Source organism: Paenibacillus sp. FSL R7-0345 (genome assembly GCF_038595055.1).
Lineage (GTDB): Bacteria > Bacillota > Bacilli > Paenibacillales > Paenibacillaceae > Paenibacillus_AQ.
The window spans coordinates 5758343-5778203 of sequence record NZ_CP152002.1 but is presented as its reverse complement, the minus strand read 5'-3'; the positions used below and the strand labels follow the sequence as shown (position 1 = coordinate 5778203).

The following is a 19861-nucleotide window of genomic DNA, read 5'->3' as shown; positions in this document are numbered from 1 at the left end:
GAAGATTCTAGGCTCTTTTAAGTATGCCTGGGAAATCTACGATGAAGAAACAGGACTGTACTACCTGCGGGCACGGTATTATGATCCGAGTATTGGTCGGTTTATAAATGAGGATACGTATGAAGGGCAGATTGATAATCCGCTGAGTCAGAATTTGTATACGTATGTGCATAATAATCCACTTATCAATATTGACCCAACAGGACACGTCGTAGAAACTATTATTGATATAGGAAGTATGGGCTATAGCGCTTATGAGTTTTACAATCATCCTTCTTGGAAAAATGCTGCATTTCTATTGTGGGATACTGCATCTGTATTTCTTCCATTTGTCCCGGGTTCTTATGTTGGAAGAACATTGAGTACGGCAGAGAAATTTAGAGAAGCTAAAACTGGTGTGTGGGCACTTGGTTTTTCTAAGCGAGGATATAAAATTGAAAAAGATTTAGGTGGAATGGTGAATAATTTTCCTACCATAGACAAGTTTGTTCTTGGGAAAACCGGAGTAGCACAGAGTGTTACTAGTATAAAATCTCTAGACATTAGTGGTAAGACATATGAAAAATCAAATAAATTGTATAGTACATTAATGAATTATGTTAATAAATTGGATGATTTTAGTACCACGACTTATGGAGGTTTAACTGTTAGGGTGGATTCCCAAACTAAGAGGATTTTGGAGCTTGCTCTTCCTCCTGTACAGCTAACTAAAAGTCAAGCTGCAGAATTGGATAAGGCAATTGCTGATGCCAGTAAGCAAGGCATACAAATAATCGTTAAAATAGTTGAATAGGAGTGAATCAATTGAATTTTGATTTTAAAGATGTGACAGTGTATGTGGATAAAAGCAATGATCTGTTTTTTGTACCACATGGAATATGGACGGTTCATAAAGTTACTGCTGAAGTTAACAATATTGTAGAGCTTAGACACCCGTATAACACTGAAGAACTTCAATCTGCTATAGAAGAAAGTTTTAAACGGTGTTATTCGCAAGAGGTCGATAATGATTTTCCAAAGGTTACAGCAATAGAGAAGCACTTAAAAATAAAAGGTTACAAGAAAGCAATTAAAAACAAGAAAGTTGTTAATTTACATTGGGATGAGGAAGGTTATCAAGTTACACCAACTACGTATTCAGATAAGAAGGGATATGTTCATCAAGAGGGAAATACCTTTTTCTTGGGTAAAGAATTAAATGAGTCTTCTCTAGCGGAGGCATTGCTAAAGGCAATAAGGCTTTCGGAAAACTAATTTTATTATCCATTCTTGCCACATGTAGGATGCTACATGTGGTTTTTCTTTTGACTTAACGTTTGACATTCTGAGTATGGCGTGATATATTTAATCGCAGAAAGACATACTAAGTATGGCGGTGATTGAGATGATTGGATTACAATTTATAGCTGACACGTTTCACATGGAGTACAAATCAGTAGCAGAAGCCATAGGGGTTTCGAAGCAGACATTTCAAGACTGGATCAAAGAAAGACGTAAAATACCTGAACCACGTCTGGAACAATTGTCTGAGTTATTTGGGATCGAAGATCAAACCTTGTTTCAGAAGGAGTTGCTTCCATCCGAAAAGTCGGAAATTCTTATGGTTTACTTAACCAAAACAGATGAACATGAGGAAATTGAGATAACAGGCGTTGATGACGAAGGATATGAATATACAACAACTGAGCATTATTCGCATAATAGGCAGCTCGTTGACTATATCTATGAAGAGCAGAAAAAAGAACGATTGATTGAACAGTTGGAAGTACTGGTCAATGATGAAGAAAATGAGAATTTTAAACGGCTTGAAGATGTAGTTACAGTATTTCAAGAACAGAATCGTAATAAAAAGACAGCATTGGAATTGGTCTTATATTATCTCGTTCACCGAGATAACGAATGGGGAGTACATCCAGATTATGCAAAATACGAACAGAAACAGTTCTTTGAGAAGCTTGACAAGCTGTTCGAGGAAACTGAAATTAAACCTTAATAGGTGGTGAGCACGATGAAAAAGATAGACACGAGTTGAACAATAGCCCGACTCCAGCCGTGCGTTCTCATTCTTATAACATCTCCAATCCCATCCAATATTTTAGACTACTAGAAATGAAAGAAGGTTTCATATGTTTGACACTATCATACTGAAAGCAAAACCTATTCCTATTGATCCAGATATATTGAATCAATACAACGGAAATTCAACTACATTCTTTAGCAAAGAAACAGGTGCATTAAACACAAGCTATACGTTAAAAGATGAAAAGTTGCCGTACATGAAGTATATCGAGTATAGCCAAACACTCACAGTACAAGTATCCATGCCGAAGTTTCTATATGGAGACAACGTTACTATGCTCACAGAAGCAGACATCCCCTTGTTCTTTGAACAATTGCAAGAGAGGTTGCTCCAACTCTTTGATGTGTATATTCCACACTCTGAATGGATAATAAGCCGATGTGATGTTTGTTGCAATTTTCAAGTAGGTAAAAAGGTCGGTGAGTATGTGCGGATGCTCAGTAGGCAGCAGCTTGCTTACAAGAATACAATAGCGTACAACCAAGACCAGACCGTTGAATACCGGAATAAGAGCAGCAGAATTATGCTTTATGATAAGCATAAGCAGACCCGAAAGGAAGAAGAATCAAACGAGATTATTGAACGTTCTAAAGGTATACTTCGAATAGAAGTTCGACCTAGTGACAACGACCTGAGAAGATTCTCGACAACGAGAAAGGCAGTAGAATTACTCCAAAAACCATTCTTTGACTATACGATGGAGAGGACGCTTGCACAGATCGAGTACCCAGAAGAAATTGGAGATATGGATTTGTCTTGGCTAATGGAAAATAGAGAGAACATATCCAAGATCGAAACTGTTCTTGGTTTCCAACTTCTGCAAAGCATATTCGATGAGCCTGAATTAAGGCAGCTTTATGCACCATCGACTTATGCCAATCGCAAAAACTTAGCAAAAAAAATAGCAATCCCCCAAGGGAACTGCCTAGATCGTCTTGCTATAAATAGCTAGAAGACACATCCTCACCGATGGACACGTTATTTTGCCGATAACGATAAAAAGTCCAACATGCTGGATGAAATAAAAATAACATAGTCTCTATTCTACTTGAAAATAAAGAGATTTCAACCCCTACCTTCTGGGAAATGTTCGCCATTACGATAGGAAAACACCCGGGGGTGGTTTACATCAAAAAGCATGATTCTTGTTGAGGAATAGGGCGTAGCACATCCAGCGCCCGACCCGACTTACATTTAAGCACCTTAAGCTTCCGAATCTTCAACAATCAGTTCATGGATGGAGATGTCTAGAGCTTCACATATCGCTTCCAGCGTTCGGATATAGACTCTGTCTACTGAATCGGAACAGAGATGATTGATCGTTGCGTAGCGAATGTTCATTTGCATAGAGAGTTGACGTTGAGAAATTCCTTTCTCGGCAAGTATTTCTTTTAAGCGAATCTTTAATTTCATAGGGAAATAATCCTCCAACGTAAAAACGTACTATTAACCGTACTATATCACATTGTATCCAATCTAGCATTGATATTACGCTTAAAGGTACTATAATCGATATATACTCTTAAGGGTATATAGTTGTAGTGTTACAGCAATTCTAATTCATGTAACGCTAAGGTAACGGGGGGAGGTAACCTATGAATGTCATAGGCTATGTGCGGGTCAGTACACAAGGTCAGGTGAAGGATGGCTACAGCTTGTCCTACCAGCAAGACGAGATTCAGTCGTACTGTGAGCAGCAAGGTTGGCATCTGGTTCAGGTTTTTACCGACGAGGGCATCAGTGGAGCGAAAGTGGACGAGGAAGCCTTAGAGGTCGAACGAGAGGGCTTCCAAGACATGCTGACTTATGTATCGACTCAGAAGGTGGATTACGTTGTTGTCCTGAACACAAGCAGATTATGGAGAAGCGATATCGTCAAAGTCCTTGTTCATCGGGAGCTTAAAAAGCGCAACATTGACATTCGGAGTATTGAACAACCGACCTATAGCATTTTTAAGAAAGACCCGTCTGACTTCTTGATTAACGGTTTGATGGAATTGCTGGATGCTTATCAGCGGCTGGAGATTGCTATGAAGCTGGGACGTGGACGAAACAAAAAGGCTTCCGAAGGCAAGTTTGCAGGTGGGGGTATTCCTTTTGGTTACAAAGGAAAACGGGGATCAAAGCAAATGTTCATTGACGAACAGAAGGCATCCACGGTTCAGCGGCTATTTCAATTAAAAGAGCAATACCCTGTATGGTCATTGTCGGCTTTAGCAGAGACGCTAAACGAAGAAGGATTCACAACGGAACAAGGGAAGAGATTCACCAAAGTACAGGTGAAACGAATCCTAGATCGTAAAGCATTTTACCAAGGAACGTATCGTTATGGGCAGATCGAAGCAGACGGTAAACATCAAGCGATCCTACCGTCAGGAGGAATGTGCTTGTGACGATATTACAAGATAAGTATGAATCGCTGGTTGAGCAAGAAGATCAGCTTCTAACAAGTCTCCGAACCACTGCCGCTTATGAAAATGCTATTTTTCAAATTACACATGAACAAGCTGCGGAGATTCACTTGCCGACAGCGGAGAAAATCATAGATAAGATTCACGAGTACACAGAAGAACTGCGGCTAGACCTGCTTTATGTACGTCTGGAGAAGTCACATGTTGCTGGGATGTTAAAACTTACAGCTTTCTAAGCATTATCGTAAACAAGAGATTGCTAACGTATCTTTGCGGCACCGACCGCTCGAACTGAGGATGCAAACTTGTTTATCCATGATGTTTTCGCCACTCGTTTGAGTGGTTACTAATGGGCTGGATACATACAGATCAAGCGATAAAGACAGCAAAGATTCTTGAATGCAACGAATCGAATCCATTAGTAACAATTCAAATACAGAGGGAGCAAAAGAGCATGATTGAACAGCAGAATCTAATCTATGTAGGAGTTGACCTGCATAAACAGCATCATACAGCCGTCATTATTGACTGCTGGAGCAAGAAGTTAGGAGAACTAAAATTCGATAACAAGCCGTCTGCCTTTCCTTTACTGCTCAAGGAACTTAAGAAGTACATCAAGAAGGGCTTGTCCGTTGTTTATGGACTGGAGGATGTCGGAGGTTACGGCAGGGGACTCGCCGTCTATCTGAAGGACAATCGTTGCTGGGTGAAGGAAGTGAATGCAAAGCTCGCTAACGCCAGAAGAAAGAGTCATGTGACCGTTCAGAAGTCGGATAGCTGGGATGCGGAATGCGTTGCCAAGGTGCTCAGAGACGAGTTGGAGCGCCTGCCGGATGCTCAACCCGTTGACCTGTTCTGGGCGATTAGCCAGCTTGTGACGCAGCGGAAATGGTTGGCTAACAGTTTAACGGAAACGGTAAAAAAGATGCACCAGCAGATTAGCTATTCCTATCCCAGTTACAAAAAGTTCTTCTCTGAAGTAGAGGGGAAAACGGCGCTTTCCTTCTGGGAGACTTACCCTTCACCGTATACCTTGAAGGACATGTCTGAGGAAGTCCTTGCTGCCTTCTTGCGAAAGCACAGCAACAATGGATTGTCTCATAAGAAGGCAAATCAAATTCTTACTCTGATCGACGCAGACGGAGAAACGTATCGGGATTTTCAGGATTCAAGAGATTCAGTAGTGGTGAGTCAAGTGGAATCCGCTCGGTTTTTTCAAGAACAATTGGTCTGTATCGAGGGTAAGATTGAGCATTTGATGCAGCAGCTTGGCTTCCAGCTTGAATCCATGACAGGGATCAATGTGGTGACAGCGGCGCAGCTTGTGGCAGAGATTGGCGATATTCACCGATTCTCTTCCTCTGATAAGCTTGCCCGATTTGCTGGAATAGCACCTGTAACGGTTGGTTCAGGAAATAAGTCACGAAATTTCAAGAGTAAGCAAGGCAATCGGGAATTGCATGATATTATCAAGAGTCTTGCAATTCGTCAGATTGGTGTCACACGTACCAAGCGAGAACCAAAGAATGCCTATTTCTATGCTTATTATGAGCGGAAAATAGCTGAGGGGAAAACGAAACAACAAGCGGTGGTCTGCTTAATGAGGAAGCTGGTAAACATCATCTATGTCATGATGAAGAAAAAGTCAGCCTACGTGATGCCGAATACACCTGCACAGCAGGCGGGATGATAGAATGGGTGGTAGCTGGGATTGAATTCTCAGTTGCCACCTTCTTTATTCAAAGCCCCGCTTTATAAACTAGGATACGTATGAGGGGCAGATTGATAATCCGCTGAGTTTGAATTTGTATACTTACGTGGAAAACAATCCTCTGATGTTTAATGATCCAAGCGGTAGTGTTAAAGTGAGAGTTGACGGTAATCTCGCACTAGAATTTTTCGGGATAACTTTTTCAGATTATCATCCAGAAAACATACCAGTATGTAGAGGGTTATATACTGCTGAAAGTAATAATGCAAAGAAAAAACTTGAAGATCAAGAAAAGTATGTTTTTAATTTGTTGTTGAAAATGGGGAAAGATGTTTATTTAAACCCACAAGCTAAAGGTATTTCAAATCAATATGATTTCAAAATAAACGGTTATTACAAGGTTGAATTAAAGACATCCTTTTCTGAAACAGGTGAGTTCAAACTAGGTAGTGCATATAATGCAATTAAAGAAGGGATAGAGAAGCAAGGTGCAGATGTTGTTATCTATGATCTGACATTTAAAAATGTTGAATTTGAACTAATAGATATCATCAATTTAAGCAATAAATTGTACAATTATTTTGAAGACAAACCGTTCAGGTATGATGTTCAAGTTTGGACAAATGAAGGAATATACTTTTTTGATGAAAGAAAGCCAGAGGTTATTTAGGAGGATTTATCATGGAAAAGCAAGAGATATTTATGAAGGGTTATATAAATGACGTTATCAAGATAACATTTCTTGATAACTTACATGTAACGGGGACTTATGTTGATTATTATTATTCTAATAATGTTATAGTCATTGTTCCTGAAGATGAACATGATGATGCACGTCTTTTCATTCCGCTAAGTGCAATAAAAACAATAGCTCGTTTGTTTAATTAGGAAATTGATTGCAGGCTTGAGATGGAAGTTACTTTAGTATTAGGAGGACTACCATGGAAAAACAAGAAATTTTTATGGAGAATTATTTGGATCAATATATAAAGATAACATTTCTTGATAATTTACATGTAATAGGATTGTATGTTAATTATTATTCATTCAACAATACTATTGTGATAATGCCTGAAGAGGACCATGATGATACACGGCGGTTAATTCCGCTGAGTGCAGTGAAAACAATTGAGCCATGGTCGATTGATTAATGTATTTCAAAATTGATGAATTAAACTAATTTAGTTAGGACCACATGTGAATAATACTCCATGTGGTTTCTTTTTTTAGTTAAAGTCCTATCCAGCGCTCTATAAATTAGACAAGGCACTATACCTCTCTACGATGCTGCAAGAGGTGTTTATGTTCGTAAATATGGAGAACGTCAGTACTTTCTTTAACACTTGTATTCGCCCTATTGCAATCCATCGTATTCATTAAATTCCTTGCAAACGCTCTATCTCAAAACATTTCCCAAAATTAATTGTAACAAATCCATCAAAAAAAACTTTAAACTCATGGCATACACACGGAGTACACTCTTCTCCCCTGTTTCATTTATGATAAAGGCTACCCAAAAGAGGCCTTACCCTAAGAGAAGGAAGACGATAATATATACAAAGGCGGTGAAATGAATGGGAGCAGAAAGTTTTTATGTTAAATTGTTCGCTTCAGATTTTGTAGAAACTAATAGCTCCATACCTTATTTTCTAAGCAATCTGGCTGACCTGAAAATAAAATATAAATCCAGAGGAACGAACGAATTTAAATTGGACAATTTTTTAATTATGACGCTTCATTTAAATAATGATGAAATTTCTGAAATATCAATAGAGGGCTGCTTTTCCTAGTTCCACGAGTGTATGCTTGAAGTTTATAAGGTAACTCAAATCATCCATAATCAAATTTTTCACTTGAAGTTAATTAATAGCAATGGGGAGATGATCCCCTTTCAAAATCAGTACGACTTCTGCAATTCTATTCAGAAAAATTATCTTGAGAAATACAACGATTTTATGCTGAGGTTTGGTGTGACTAATGTAAAATGCTTGCCTAGAGATGAATTTTATAGATATATCACAAGAAGGAGGAGGACATAGCCGTGTTGAGATCTTTTGATGACAGCAGAGTTTTTAAACTTTGGTACTATCACATCAGTCACGGGGAATTACTTATAAGAAGCATTAAAAGCGCTGATCACGCTAAAAATATTGATATTATTTTTATTGATGTTACATATATAGATTTACCGCGTAGCCTTATTAATTTAAGGATCGAAGAAGCTGAAGAGGGTGACGTTCTTTATATCAGAGGGAAAACCGGTAAGGATGTAGAGCGTGAAAAAATCACTGTTTTATCATCAGATGATAAGCGTTATTTTGTAGTCGCGTTTAGAGTAAAAGTGGATGAAAACGAGTTGGATATGTTCGAACTGCCTTTTAGCAAACAATATTAAAGTTAATGTGTACTTAAAAGATCTTGAGGAGATTCATCTTCAAGGTCTTTTTTATGTTTGACACCCCTCCTTATATAATGTATATATTAAATATATACATTAAACACATTTCACCGAAGGATGATGGTGCCGCAGCATGAACATTTTGATATCAAGTACATCAGGAGAGCCGATCTATGCCCAGATTGTGACGCAGGTCAGGCAGCTGATTCTGCAGGGGGAGCTGGGAGCGGGGACGCCTCTGCCGTCCATCCGCCAGCTGGCCAAGGAGCTGCAGATCAGTGTGATTACGACCAAACGGGCTTATGAGGAGCTGGAGCGGGAGGGTCTGATTAACTCGATCGTAGGGAAGGGCTCTTTTGTGTCCGGGGCGGATCAGGAATTCATTAAGGAGCAGCGGCTGCGGATCTTGGAGCTGAAGCTGAAGGAAGTCATTGAGGAGAGCAGGCAGCTGGGGCTGTCTTATGCAGAACTGGCAGAGATGCTGAAACTTATCTACGAGGAGGAGCAGGAATGAGCGATTGTATCAGGCTGGAGCATGTACATAAGAGCTATGGGGCTTTTGCGCTGCAGGACATTTCGCTGGGCATCAAGGAAGGCTATATTACCGGACTGATCGGCCCCAACGGCGCTGGCAAAACCACGCTGATCCAGATGATTATGGGCATGGTCCGCCCGGACCGGGGGGACGTTCAGTTATTTGGCGGGCAGAATAAAGAGCAGGAGTCAGCGGTCAAGGAACGGATCGGCTATGTATCGGACGAGAATATTTACTACGAGCAGCTTACGGTCAAGCAGATGAAAAAGGTGATCGCCCCCTTCTACAGCCGCTGGGATGAGGATACATATGTGAAGTACCAGGAATTGTTCAGGCTGTCTCCGGGCAAGAAGATTAAGGATCTGTCCAAGGGGATGAAAATCAAATTTTCGCTCGCCATCGCTTTATCCCACGGTGCTGATCTGCTTATTATGGACGAACCTACGTCAGGGCTTGACCCGGTGTTCCGGCGGGAGCTGCTGGATCTGTTAACCGAACACATCCAGGACGAGAAAAAATCCATTCTCTTCTCCACCCATAACACCACCGATCTCGACCGGATCGCCGATTATATTGTGTTTGTGAATGACGGACGGATTGTGTTCAATGAGATGAAGGAAGCGCTGGCGGAAAAGTATCTGCTCGTCAAAGGCGGCAAAGAGCTGCTCGACCGCGACACCCGCCGTCTGTTCCTGGGACTTCGCGAGAGCGCACACGGCTTTGAAGGGCTGATGGGCAACCGTGCGGAGGGCGAGCGTTACTTTAAGGATACGGGGATCTGCGAGACGCCAACGCTGGAGGAAATTATGTATTTCTCGGTAAAAGGGAGCGATCTGCGTGTATAATTCATTCCATCTCATCCGCAAAGACTTCATTATTGTGCAAAAGTTTATCCTGTTGCTGATCCCGTACTATCTGGTCATGGGCTTTACGAACTTTGATAATTACACTGTGTTCGCCCTGCTTCCGGCCATGCTGCTCCTGATCAATTCCTGCACAATGGATGTGCAGCATAATAACCAGAAGTTCCTGGTCAGTCTGCCTGTTCCGAGACAGCAGATTGTGCTGGCCAAATATCTGGCGATGCTCCCTTACTCGATCCTCAGCTACGCCTGCACTGTACTGCTCTATCTGGTCGCCTTCTCAGCCGGCCGGACTACCGATCCGCTTGCCTGGAGAGAGCTGCTGCTCTGCATCGCCGGTTTTCCGCTCTTGGCCTCCTTCTATCTTCCGCTTCATTACTGGCTGGGCCGCAAAGGAACGCAGGTGGTCAATATGGTGTTTATCATGCTGATTATGCTTAATTTCGCTGCGATAAAACAGCTGATGGAATGGTTTCCCGGACTGGCAGAATGGGTGAGCAACGGCAGTACAGACAGTCCGCTGGTGCCGGTTATTGCCGACCTCGGTTATGTGCTGATTCTATTCTGCTCTTATCTGATCTCGCTGCGGGTGTTCACTGCCAAGGATATTTAGTGTAAAATAACCCGCATTGCTTGCAAAAGTAGCGCTATATAAACAATGCGATGACCTCTGGAGATGCCGGGGGTCTTTTTGTTTCCGGTAAATGTAACTTGACTGGCTGTGCTTGCTGAAACACCACCGCAAGCCGGCCACCGCAAGCCGGCCACCGCAAACCCACCACCGCAAACCCACCACCGCAAGCCGGCCACCACAAACCCACCACGGCAAACCCGCCACCGCCAATCTGTTCTGCAAACCCACCATCCCCTCCGCCGGACCAAATAGCTGTACTTTATACAGCTAAACCGATGAGTAAATGGTTTATTTTCCATATAACTGTAGTTTGTGCAACTAGTTCTACCCGGATTGGTCCAAACGAGCATTATCTGCCCATTATAGCTGCACGGAATACACTTAAACGGGCTTTGGGCGGAAAAAGTGGCGTTTTAAGTGTACAGAGTGCAATTAAGTGCAATTAAGCAGGGATGAGATATTCTTAATAGAAAATAAAGGGAACCTTTCCTATATTAACAGGGTCGTATTAAGTGAGGTGAAGCGCTTGGAACTAAACGGGCTGAAGAGTGAGTTCAAGGTTGAGCTAAGGTATAAGCTGAAGAATGGGCTGGAGGAGAAGCTCAAACCCGCTGAAGCGATGGATGAAGACCAGCTGCGGGAGATTATGAGCCTGTACGGCAATGATATCTGGAATTATATCTACTATTTAACTAAAAACATGGAGCAGGCGGATGATCTGACGCAGGAGGTATTTGTAAAATGCTTCTACCGGATCGGCACGTATAAGGGAACATCCAGCCTGAAGTCCTGGCTGTTAACGGTTGCGCGGAACACGGTGTTCACGTACCGTAAGTCGCGTTTCTTCCGCACCGGCCTGTGGGGAGAAGTGCAGAGCATTACGCCGGCGGCCCGGGATTACCACGGAGCGGAGACAGAAGCGGAAAAGCTGCTAGGCACAACACGCTCGGCAGAGATGGAGTACATGGGTAACCAGCAGACGCGGGACATCTGGAGCATTATTATGAAGCTGCCGGATAAGCTGCGGGAGGTGCTTGTGCTGGATCTGAAGGCCGGGCTGTCCATCAATGAAATTGCCGCTCTGACTGAGCTGCCGCCGGGAACCGTCAAATCGCGGCTGCACCGGGCACGCCGCAAAGTCCAGGATAAACTAAGGGGGTTACAATAATGGATGAACGTGAGCCGCAGTGGTATGAACAGGCCCGCAAGGGGCCGTTCCAGGAGACCAGGTTTACCGATTCCTCTGCCGATCAGGTGATGCGGAGGCTGCGGGCCGGAGCTGAACCGGCTCGTCCCCGCACACGCTGGAAGCTTAGGCTGGGAATCATGGCTGCCGCCATCCTCCTGCTGCTGGCCGGAGCGACAGCACTTAATCTGGATAACGGACCACTGGACGTTAATAACACAACAGGTGTTACGGTTCCTGCAGAGGAGCAAACGGAGCTAAGCGATGATGCGCTAAAAAAGATCGCAGAGCAGCTGATACTGGAGCAGCTTGGCCGGGACATTCCATTTCAAAAGCTGGAGCATGTGCGGAATACGGAATACGTACAGCTGGAGTATAGTGAGTACAGCAAGGCTTACGCTTCCATTGGTATTGATGTAAAGACAGGAGAAGCGAAGAATTATACCATGAATGCAGTACTCGATCCAGAAGGAACGGACAATAGCCTGATTGATGAAGCCAGAGAGAAATTGCTGGAGCTTGGCTATAAAGGGAAGTTTGAAGTTACAGGGTATACACGTTATATAGACTACGGGCGTACGGCTGATCATAGCATACAGGTGCAAAACGTCATTACTGCAGCAGATGCCGCCATAAAATTTGCGAACGGGGCCTTTAAAGCCGCTTACTTTGACGTAGAGCTGAACGAGGTTAATGAGGAAATGAAGCAGACTGCACTGCAGGGGCTGAGGCTGATCAGAAGCGACGGGGAAGAGCAGCTGAACAGGGCAGTCCGAGCTATAATAGAAGGAATGCCGGAGGAGATCACGCTTATTTACGGGCCTGTGGAGAACATCACCACGGCGGTTGCCTTCAATTATGATACCGGTGCGCTTCTGGATGTATACAATAATACATTGGGCATCATAGAGACCACCAATCTCAAATATACCAAGGACGAAGAAGAGCAGCTGCTCAAAATGGACAGCGCCAAGCTGCAGAGCGCAGCTGCCGCCATCGCGGATAAGCTGTACGGCATCCGGCTGGAGGAGGATTACAGGATGGATAAGAACGGCTCAAGGCCGGGAGTGGTTACGTTCGAGAGCCGCAGCGGTGCGCCGGCGATTGAAGCCTCTTACAATCTGGACGGTGTCATGTACAGCTTCATTATAAAAAGAGAAAGTAACACAACCCTATATTAATGAAGTGATTTATACATGATCAAGACGAGACACAGCCTGCAGCAGGCTGTGTCTCTTTTTGCTGTTAAAGAATTATAGTTTACGGGGTTGTTTTGCGTAACAAAACAACAATTGCTATACTAGATAAATCTGAACTTTTACAAAAAAGTGGAATTTAGTTAACAGAAATATGGTATGGAAGTAAGAGGGATCATTATGAACAAACAAAATACCAGAATGCTGCCGGTGCAGTTCTACGTTGTAGCAGGGCTGGTCTGGCTGAAGCTGCTGCTGCTGCGGTTGCTGTTTTTTGAACGGATCGCCTGGGAATGGATTGCCATGGATCTGGCGCCGGTGCTGCTGATTATGGGTATTCTGACGGTACTGCTGCCCCGGCGGATCAAGACGGCTGCCTACTGGAGCTTCAATGTCATCTTATCGTTGCTGCTGTTTGCGGCCAGTGTTTATTTTAACCATTTCGGTTCGGTTCCGACCTATCTGGCTTTTTATGAGTTAAATCAGGTATTCCAGGTTAAAGAAAGTGTGGAATCGACGATTGAGCTGGTGGATTACCTGTTCTTCGCTGACCTTGTAGTAATGGGCGTTTACGCCGGAATACGCAGATGGCAGCGGGGGCCAGCCTATCATAGCCGGAGTTACAGTAGCGGAGCACGTCCGGCCTCCACGAGAATCCAGCTTGTTGTTATACTGGTGTCGATTATCGGCGGAGGTTTATTGTCTGCATACTCTGTACATTCTGCACGCGGTATTACCAATGAGCTGGTGCAGGCGGAAAGCGCCGGGTTCCTGAACTATGAGGTGGTGGCGGTACTCAAAGCGCAGGAGGATAACGGGCTGATCGGCACGGGCGATATTAATGAAACGGTTGCCAAAATAAACAATCTTGAAGCATCCTATCCCTACAGCAGCAAGCCAGCCGGAACGGTTCCGGACTATTTTGGCTCGCAAAAAGGTAAAAACGTCATCGTTATCCAGCTGGAGGCATTCCAGGCCTTTCCGCTGCTTCAGACACTGGACGGGCAGGAGTTGACGCCGGTACTGAACAAGCTGGCAGGTGAGGGCTTTTATTTTCCGCGTGTGTTCCAGCAGATCGGCCCGGGCAATACCTCGGACGCCGAGTTTATGAGCAACACCTCAATCTACCCGATCGGCACGCTGGCGATGTCCACCGGTTTCGGGGACCGCGAGCTGCCGAGCCTGCCGCGTCTGCTGCGCGAAAAAGGCTATGAGGCCTATACCTTCCACGTCAATAAAGTCGGCTTCTGGAACCGCAATGAGCTGTATCCGGCGCTGGGCTTTAACGGGTACTATGACAAGGGTGATTTCATCAATGATCACTTTAATTCATTCGGCGCTTCTGATGAGCAGCTGTATGTTACCGCTGTAGAGAAGCTGGCGCAGTTGAACCGGCAGGGGACGCCATTTTATGCGCAGCTGGTGACGGCCTCCAGCCATCATCCGTTTAAGGTTCCGGACAGCTTCCGGAAGATCAAGATGCCGGATTCGCTGGAAGGCAACATGCTGGGCGATTATCTGACAGCAATCAACTACACCGATTATGCGATCGGTACACTGATTGAGGGGCTGAAGCAGCAGGGGCTGTGGGAGAACACGGTGCTGGTGCTGTACGGCGACCATTTCGGCCTGCAGCCGCAGGATGTACAGCCGGAGCAGGTGGGGGAAGCGCTGGGTATTTCGTATCACCCGCGTATCAGCCGGTTCAATATTCCGCTGATTGTGCATGTGCCGGGAATGACTGAGGGCAGGACAGTAACGCGTGTCGGAGGGCAGCTGGATATTCTACCGACCGTAGCCAATCTGCTGGGTCTGGACTTGAAAGCAGAAGGCTTTACGGCCTTCGGGCACGACCTGCTCAATATAGAGCGCAATGTAATCGGGATGCGTTATTACATGCCGTCCGGCTCTTTTTTCAACGATGAGATTATGTTTGTGCCAGGCAAAAGCTTTGCTGACGGTGAAGCTGTGTCACTTCAAACATTTCAGCCTGTAGAAGACTACAGCAAGTATGAGAGTGATTATAACTATATTCTGCAGCTGATGAAGCTGTCTGATGAATATGTGAAGCTGCTGCCGCAGCGCTAGGAGGAGCTATGAAAAGAGTACTAAAGCCGCAGGTTCTGGTCACCCTGGCCGGAGGCGGACTGATTCTGTATCTGCTGTTTTTGCAGCCGTTTGTGGGGGTGGCCGATAATGGCGATTTTTTGCGGATGATGAATACGGTGGGACTGAACTATTATAATGCTGCGGAGAGCTATGCCGACCGCTTTTTCAGCTTCAGCCATTCGCAGTTTGCCTATGACAACTTGTTCAGAGGCTTCTATCCTTCTTCCCAGATTCTACTGGTGCTGGTGCCGCGGCTGCTGGCCGGGCTGGTTCACGGCAGTTATTTCGACATCCGCGCTCTCGGGGCGGTGTATGCCGTGCTGCTGCTGGCCGCGACCTGGCTGACTGTGAAGCTGGGGGCTAAGCACTCCACAGTTATGGGACTGGTGCTTGGTGCCGGGATGCTGTTTGTTTTTTACGATATCGGGTATCTGGCTTATTTCAACTCCCTGTTCGGTGAGCCGGTGTCGATGGTGTTTATGCTGCTGACCTTTGTCCTGGGCCTGAGACTGACGATGCAGGAGAATCCGACCAATAAAGGGCTGACGCTCTTCTTCATTGCTGTGCTGTTTCTCGTCTGCTCCAAAATCCAGAACGCACCGGTCGGTCTTGCGTTTATGCTGATTTTTTGGCGTATGGGTTCTCTGCAACGGGAAGGGAGCTTCCGGAAGCTGGCCCGGCGGTTCGCTGTGGCGGTTGCGCTTGTATCGGTGGTTCTGTACGTGACTGCGCCCAAAGAGCTGAAGCATATCAACCTGTATCAGACGGTGTTCTTCGGAATTCTGAATGAGTCCCCGGATGTGCGCGGCGATCTGCGTGATCTCGGGCTGCCGGAGCGGCTTGAGGTGCTGGCGGGAACGAATTATTTTCAGGGGGATACGGCGATTAAGCAGGATGATCCTTCGCTGAAGCCGGATTTTTATGACCGGATCTCGCATAAGGATGTCCTTTTCTTCTATTTAAAACATCCCTCGCGGCTGATAGATAATATGGAGTATGCGGCGCAGAACAGTATGTCCATCCGTCCCTATTATCTGGGAAGCTATGAGCAGAGCCTGGGTAAGCCGGCAGGGGCGGTAGCCTATACATACAGCGGGTGGAGTGAGTTCAAAAACAATCATTTGCCCGATTCGCTCTGGTTCCTTGGCCTCTTTTACCTGGTCTATTACGCAGGAGTGTTGTTCTATTATTTCCGTACAGCGGAGCGCCGCGGCCGGATTGCCGGAGAGCTGCTCATGCTGCTTGGCCTGATCGGGCTGTTCTCTTTCCTGGTGCCGATTCTCGGCGACGGACGGGCGGATATCGGGAAGCATCTGTTCCTGTTCAATGTGAGCTTTGATATGATGGCGGTAGTCATGCTCGGCGGAATTGTGCGTATTACTGCAGGATTTTTGGGGCGCAAGAATGGGACTTTGGGGAATTGACCCTGGGTGCATAATCGAATACAATGTGTTTGGAACTTGAGTAAAAGATTAACAATGGCTTACAGCCTCATCTGAGTAAGGGGGCCGCTATGGGTAATGACGAACACAGGGACCGAATCGAGCAGGCAAGACAGGAGCTGAACCGGCTGGCTCTTTTATACGGAGTGCAGGATATCAGAGTCCTGCGCCAGTCCGTTAAGCTGGATGCGCTGCTGAATGAGTATACGGAATGTCTTACCGACAAGGATGACATGCCCTATTAGCATAAGAGAACAGTGTTGAATATCTTGGACATTTAGACGGCTTGGCCGTCTGGGTGTCCTTTTTTTATGGGTGTTGGGGATGAAATGTACTTGTCTGCGAGGAGGAGTGGCCAGGTGGGGGAAAGGAGAGGCAGAAGTGCCTCTGAATCGGGTGGAAGCGGGCAGATGGGGGGAACTAAGTGGATTTTTGCTACTTAATTTCCTGGTTTATTCGAGTTTACGGTAACTAAGTGGAAAAGTGTTACTTAGGTTGGGGTGTGTCGCCTGTTTGGAGTAAATTCGGAACAATTAAGTAGCTTTTTTCCAACTGATTTCTTAAAAAAGCTATATAGTTGAGAAATAGATGGCGAAAATCCACTTAGTTTAACCCGGCTGAGCACACGGATCGGTAAACAGCGGATCGGACGGATGAGCACATGGATGCACACACGGATGCGCACACCGCGGAACGTACGGCTGAACGCACACTCTTGGCGGGCCGATTTTGCACAACCAATAATAGTTAGTTTTATAGATTGAATGAGTAACAAAGCTGGCTACTAACATAATTACCTGTAAAGAGTGCTCCGGCGGCGGTTTGGCTGCCTGGGGCACTCTTTTTTTGTGTTGGCGAGACGGTGGCTGGAGTGGAAGGAATCAGCAAAGGTGCGGGCAACCCGGGGTGATTGACAGCGGGCATCTGCCAATTTATTGCCGGGCATGGCAGATGTCCATGAGACGGATGCTGACTCCGCATATAGTACTACTGTCTTGAGAATATGACGGGGCAGGGTGAAAGCCGTGAAAGCAAAAAAGAGAAGAACGCGTCCGCGGGATTACCGGGACGGCTATCAGGAGGGATACCGTCTCGGCTTATGTGAAGCTGTGAAACGCCTGAATTCTCCGGAGGTGGAGGCATGCCGGCCTTTTAAGCTGATGTATGTCCCCCAGGGGTTTGAAGCGATAGATACAGGGATCACAGAAGCGCTCCGGCTGCTGGTCAGTGAACTGGTTCTCGCAAGTCCTGAGACGATGCTGGAGGTTGCAGCGCGTGAGCAGCCAGGGGCTGTGCTGGTCATGAACGGACTGCATGTATTTCCCGAGAATCATCTGGAACAAATGGATGAGATCAGAAAAATGGGCATCGCTACAGCAATCTGGTTTGCGGATGACCCCTATTTTACCGAGGATACTTCCGTTATTTGTCTGCATTATGACCATGTGTTTACCCATGAGCTGGGGTGTGTTGAATTCTACCGCTCACTGGGGGCGGAATCGGTCCATTACCTTCCCCTCTGCGTCAATCCGCAGATGTTCTACCCGCGCCGGACCGGGCCGCAGCATCAGTTCGACATTGTGTTCATCGGCAACGCGTTCCGCAACCGCACAGCACTCTTTGATGAGCTGGCACCCTATCTGAAGGGGAAAAAAGTGCTGATTGCCGGGGGCTTTTGGGAGCGGCTGAGCCAGTTTGAGGAGCTGTCGCCGTTTATCCGGAGCGGGTTTATTCCTCCAGAGGAAACAGCCAATTACTACAGCGGGGCGAAGCTGGTCATCAACATTCACCGGCCGTGGGAAGGCGGTCTGGATAACCGCAATACCTTTCAGCTGCCATCCCGGTCCATTAATCCCCGTACCTATGAGATCAGCGCCTGCGGAACGATGCAGCTGACGGATATCCGCGAGGATCTGGACAGCTACTACCGTCCGGGCCACGATCTGGAGACCTTTGCCTCGGCGGAAGAGCTGAAGCACAAAATCGATTACTACCTGAAGCATGAGCACGAGCGGCGGAAATTCGCGCTGCGGGGATTGCAGACGACCTTGCGCCATCACACCTTTACGGCAAGGCTGCCTCAGCTGTTAAATGTTCTCACTTCACAAATGTGAAATCCAAAGGGATGAAGGAGCGATTACTCATGAATAACGAATTTATCATGCCCGCGCCGCCACTGCCACGGACACCGGCTGAGGAAGAAAAGCTGCGCGGACGCCTGACCGGCTTCAAGACCGGCTACGACGAGGGTTACCTGCGCGGACGGCTTGCGATCCTGGACGGACGGCCGGAGGAGCCGATTCCGGTGCGGAATCTTCATGTAATGTATGTGGCTTCCGGCAAAGGCTATCCCTATTCTCCGCTGGATGACGCTGTCCTCTTTGCTCTTCAGAGACTGACCACCCAGGTTACGGTATCGGATGTGCGGCAGAACCTGGCGGAGCTTGCAGCCGTGCAGCGGCCGGATCTCGTGCTCGTACTGGACGGAATGGAGCTGCCGCTGGAGCAGATTACCCAGCTGCGGGGCAGAGGCATCAAGACGGCAATCTGGCTGACAGATGACCCGTATTATACCGACTTTACGATGAAAATCGTTGCCCACTACGATTACGTGTTCACTCTGGAGCGCAATTGCGTGGAGGTATACCGCGGCCTGGGCTGCCCGGAGGTGCATTACCTGCCGTTTGCCGCCCACCGGGAGCACTACCGTCCGACGACCGGCCGTTCACCGATCCAGCGGGACGTCAGCTTTATTGGATCGGCTTACTGGAACCGGATCAATTTTTTCCGGGATATTATGCCTGAGCTGATGAGCTACAACACCGTCATTAACGGGATCTGGTGGGACCGTCTGCCCGAAGCCCCGCTCTACGGGGACCGGATTGAAATCGGCAAGTGGATGACTCCGCAGGAAACGGCCGTCACCTACAGCGGCTCCAAAATTGTCATTAACCTGCACCGTGCCCATGTTGATGAAAAAGACAACAACAATGCGCTGCTGATTCCGGCGGCCTCGCCGAATCCGCGCACCTTCGAAATTGCCGCCGCCGGCACCCTGCAGCTGAGTGATGCCAGAGATGATATGGGCACTTTCTACAAGGTAGGTGAGGAGATCGACACGTTCTCCAGCCCGCAGGAGATGATGGATAAAATCCGTTATTACCTGACTCACGAGGAGGAGCGCCGGAACATGGCCCTGCGTGCTTTTGAGCGGACGCTGAAGGATCACACCTACACGCGGCGCCTGCATCAGCTGCTGACTGTCATCTACGGATAAGCGCTGCTGCACGGAAGTA

The 19861-nt window shown here is 46.4% G+C and carries 23 protein-coding genes; 22 read left to right on the top strand and 1 reads right to left on the bottom strand.

Annotation, left to right across the window (positions count from 1 at the left end; genetic code table 11):
• The first annotated feature begins 4 nt into the window (after window positions 1-4).
• The 4 genes from NST84_RS24915 to NST84_RS24900 all read left to right on the top strand — a co-directional run bounded on the left by NST84_RS24915 (window position 5) and on the right by NST84_RS24900 (window position 3032).
• Window positions 5-793 (top strand): RHS repeat-associated core domain-containing protein, encoded by a 789-nt coding sequence (locus tag NST84_RS24915; protein ID WP_342566517.1) that lies wholly within the window; start codon window positions 5-7, stop codon window positions 791-793.
• Window positions 794-804: 11 nt separating this feature from the next.
• The gene (locus NST84_RS24910) at window positions 805-1254 is read left to right on the top strand and encodes a hypothetical protein (protein WP_342562786.1); all 450 of its coding nucleotides are present in this window, start codon (window positions 805-807) and stop codon (window positions 1252-1254) included.
• Between the two features lie 121 nt (window positions 1255-1375).
• Window positions 1376-1993 carry a helix-turn-helix transcriptional regulator gene (locus NST84_RS24905; RefSeq protein WP_342562785.1) on the top strand — a complete coding sequence of 206 codons (618 nt, stop codon included), beginning with the start codon at window positions 1376-1378 and terminating at the stop codon, window positions 1991-1993.
• A 133-nt stretch (window positions 1994-2126) separates the two neighbouring features.
• Window positions 2127-3032 carry a hypothetical protein gene (locus NST84_RS24900; RefSeq protein ID WP_342562784.1) on the top strand — a complete coding sequence of 302 codons (906 nt, stop codon included), beginning with the start codon at window positions 2127-2129 and terminating at the stop codon, window positions 3030-3032.
• Window positions 3033-3283: 251 nt separating this feature from the next.
• Here NST84_RS24900 and NST84_RS24895 read toward each other — a convergent pair whose 3' ends face one another.
• Window positions 3284-3493, bottom strand: a complete 210-nt coding sequence (locus NST84_RS24895; protein ID WP_025694734.1) for a helix-turn-helix transcriptional regulator — start codon at window positions 3491-3493, stop codon at window positions 3284-3286.
• Window positions 3494-3675: 182 nt separating this feature from the next.
• Between NST84_RS24895 and NST84_RS24890 the strand changes: the two genes are divergently transcribed.
• The 18 genes from NST84_RS24890 to NST84_RS24805 all read left to right on the top strand — a co-directional run bounded on the left by NST84_RS24890 (window position 3676) and on the right by NST84_RS24805 (window position 19842).
• Window positions 3676-4473, top strand: coding sequence for a recombinase family protein (locus NST84_RS24890; RefSeq protein WP_342562783.1), 798 nt, complete (start codon window positions 3676-3678; stop codon window positions 4471-4473).
• The gene (locus tag NST84_RS24885; protein WP_342562782.1) at window positions 4470-4727 is read left to right on the top strand and encodes a hypothetical protein; all 258 of its coding nucleotides are present in this window, start codon (window positions 4470-4472) and stop codon (window positions 4725-4727) included. Before NST84_RS24890 ends, NST84_RS24885 begins: the two co-directional genes overlap by 4 nt.
• Window positions 4728-4945: 218 nt before the next feature.
• Entirely contained in the window at window positions 4946-6181 is a 1236-nt protein-coding gene (locus tag NST84_RS24880; RefSeq protein ID WP_342562781.1) for an IS110 family transposase, read from the top strand.
• 127 nt (window positions 6182-6308) lie between these two features.
• Entirely contained in the window at window positions 6309-6872 is a 564-nt protein-coding gene (locus NST84_RS24875; RefSeq protein ID WP_342562780.1) for a hypothetical protein, read from the top strand.
• Window positions 6873-6883: 11 nt separating this feature from the next.
• Window positions 6884-7090 carry a hypothetical protein gene (locus tag NST84_RS24870; RefSeq protein ID WP_342562779.1) on the top strand — a complete coding sequence of 69 codons (207 nt, stop codon included), beginning with the start codon at window positions 6884-6886 and terminating at the stop codon, window positions 7088-7090.
• A gap of 53 nt (window positions 7091-7143) precedes the next feature.
• Window positions 7144-7353 (top strand): hypothetical protein, encoded by a 210-nt coding sequence (locus NST84_RS24865; protein ID WP_342562778.1) that lies wholly within the window; start codon window positions 7144-7146, stop codon window positions 7351-7353.
• 423 nt (window positions 7354-7776) lie between these two features.
• Window positions 7777-7992: a hypothetical protein gene (locus NST84_RS24860; protein WP_342562777.1), complete on the top strand. Its 216-nt coding sequence runs from the start codon at window positions 7777-7779 to the stop codon at window positions 7990-7992.
• Window positions 7993-8246: 254 nt separating this feature from the next.
• Window positions 8247-8597: a hypothetical protein gene (locus tag NST84_RS24855; RefSeq protein WP_342562776.1), complete on the top strand. Its 351-nt coding sequence runs from the start codon at window positions 8247-8249 to the stop codon at window positions 8595-8597.
• Between the two features lie 136 nt (window positions 8598-8733).
• A complete protein-coding gene (locus tag NST84_RS24850) occupies window positions 8734-9114 on the top strand; it encodes a GntR family transcriptional regulator (protein ID WP_039876742.1) in 381 nt (126 codons plus the stop codon).
• Entirely contained in the window at window positions 9111-9980 is an 870-nt protein-coding gene (locus tag NST84_RS24845) for an ABC transporter ATP-binding protein (protein ID WP_342562775.1), read from the top strand. The genes NST84_RS24850 and NST84_RS24845 overlap by 4 nt, the downstream gene beginning before the upstream one ends.
• Window positions 9973-10611: an ABC-2 transporter permease gene (locus NST84_RS24840; protein ID WP_342562774.1), complete on the top strand. Its 639-nt coding sequence runs from the start codon at window positions 9973-9975 to the stop codon at window positions 10609-10611. The genes NST84_RS24845 and NST84_RS24840 overlap by 8 nt, the downstream gene beginning before the upstream one ends.
• A 538-nt stretch (window positions 10612-11149) precedes the next feature.
• Window positions 11150-11800, top strand: coding sequence for a sigma-70 family RNA polymerase sigma factor (locus NST84_RS24835; RefSeq protein WP_342562773.1), 651 nt, complete (start codon window positions 11150-11152; stop codon window positions 11798-11800).
• Complete coding sequence (locus NST84_RS24830; RefSeq protein WP_342562772.1) at window positions 11800-12999, top strand: hypothetical protein; 1200 nt, start codon at window positions 11800-11802, stop codon at window positions 12997-12999. Before NST84_RS24835 ends, NST84_RS24830 begins: the two co-directional genes overlap by 1 nt.
• A 195-nt stretch (window positions 13000-13194) precedes the next feature.
• Window positions 13195-15102 carry an LTA synthase family protein gene (locus NST84_RS24825; protein WP_342562771.1) on the top strand — a complete coding sequence of 636 codons (1908 nt, stop codon included), beginning with the start codon at window positions 13195-13197 and terminating at the stop codon, window positions 15100-15102.
• Between the two features lie 8 nt (window positions 15103-15110).
• The gene (locus NST84_RS24820) at window positions 15111-16547 is read left to right on the top strand and encodes a hypothetical protein (RefSeq protein WP_342562770.1); all 1437 of its coding nucleotides are present in this window, start codon (window positions 15111-15113) and stop codon (window positions 16545-16547) included.
• An 89-nt stretch (window positions 16548-16636) separates the two neighbouring features.
• Complete coding sequence (locus NST84_RS24815; protein WP_342562769.1) at window positions 16637-16810, top strand: aspartyl-phosphate phosphatase Spo0E family protein; 174 nt, start codon at window positions 16637-16639, stop codon at window positions 16808-16810.
• 780 nt (window positions 16811-17590) lie between these two features.
• Window positions 17591-18679, top strand: coding sequence for a glycosyltransferase (locus NST84_RS24810; RefSeq protein ID WP_342562768.1), 1089 nt, complete (start codon window positions 17591-17593; stop codon window positions 18677-18679).
• A 29-nt stretch (window positions 18680-18708) separates the two neighbouring features.
• Window positions 18709-19842 carry a glycosyltransferase gene (locus NST84_RS24805; protein ID WP_342562767.1) on the top strand — a complete coding sequence of 378 codons (1134 nt, stop codon included), beginning with the start codon at window positions 18709-18711 and terminating at the stop codon, window positions 19840-19842.
• Window positions 19843-19861 lie beyond the last annotated feature (19 nt).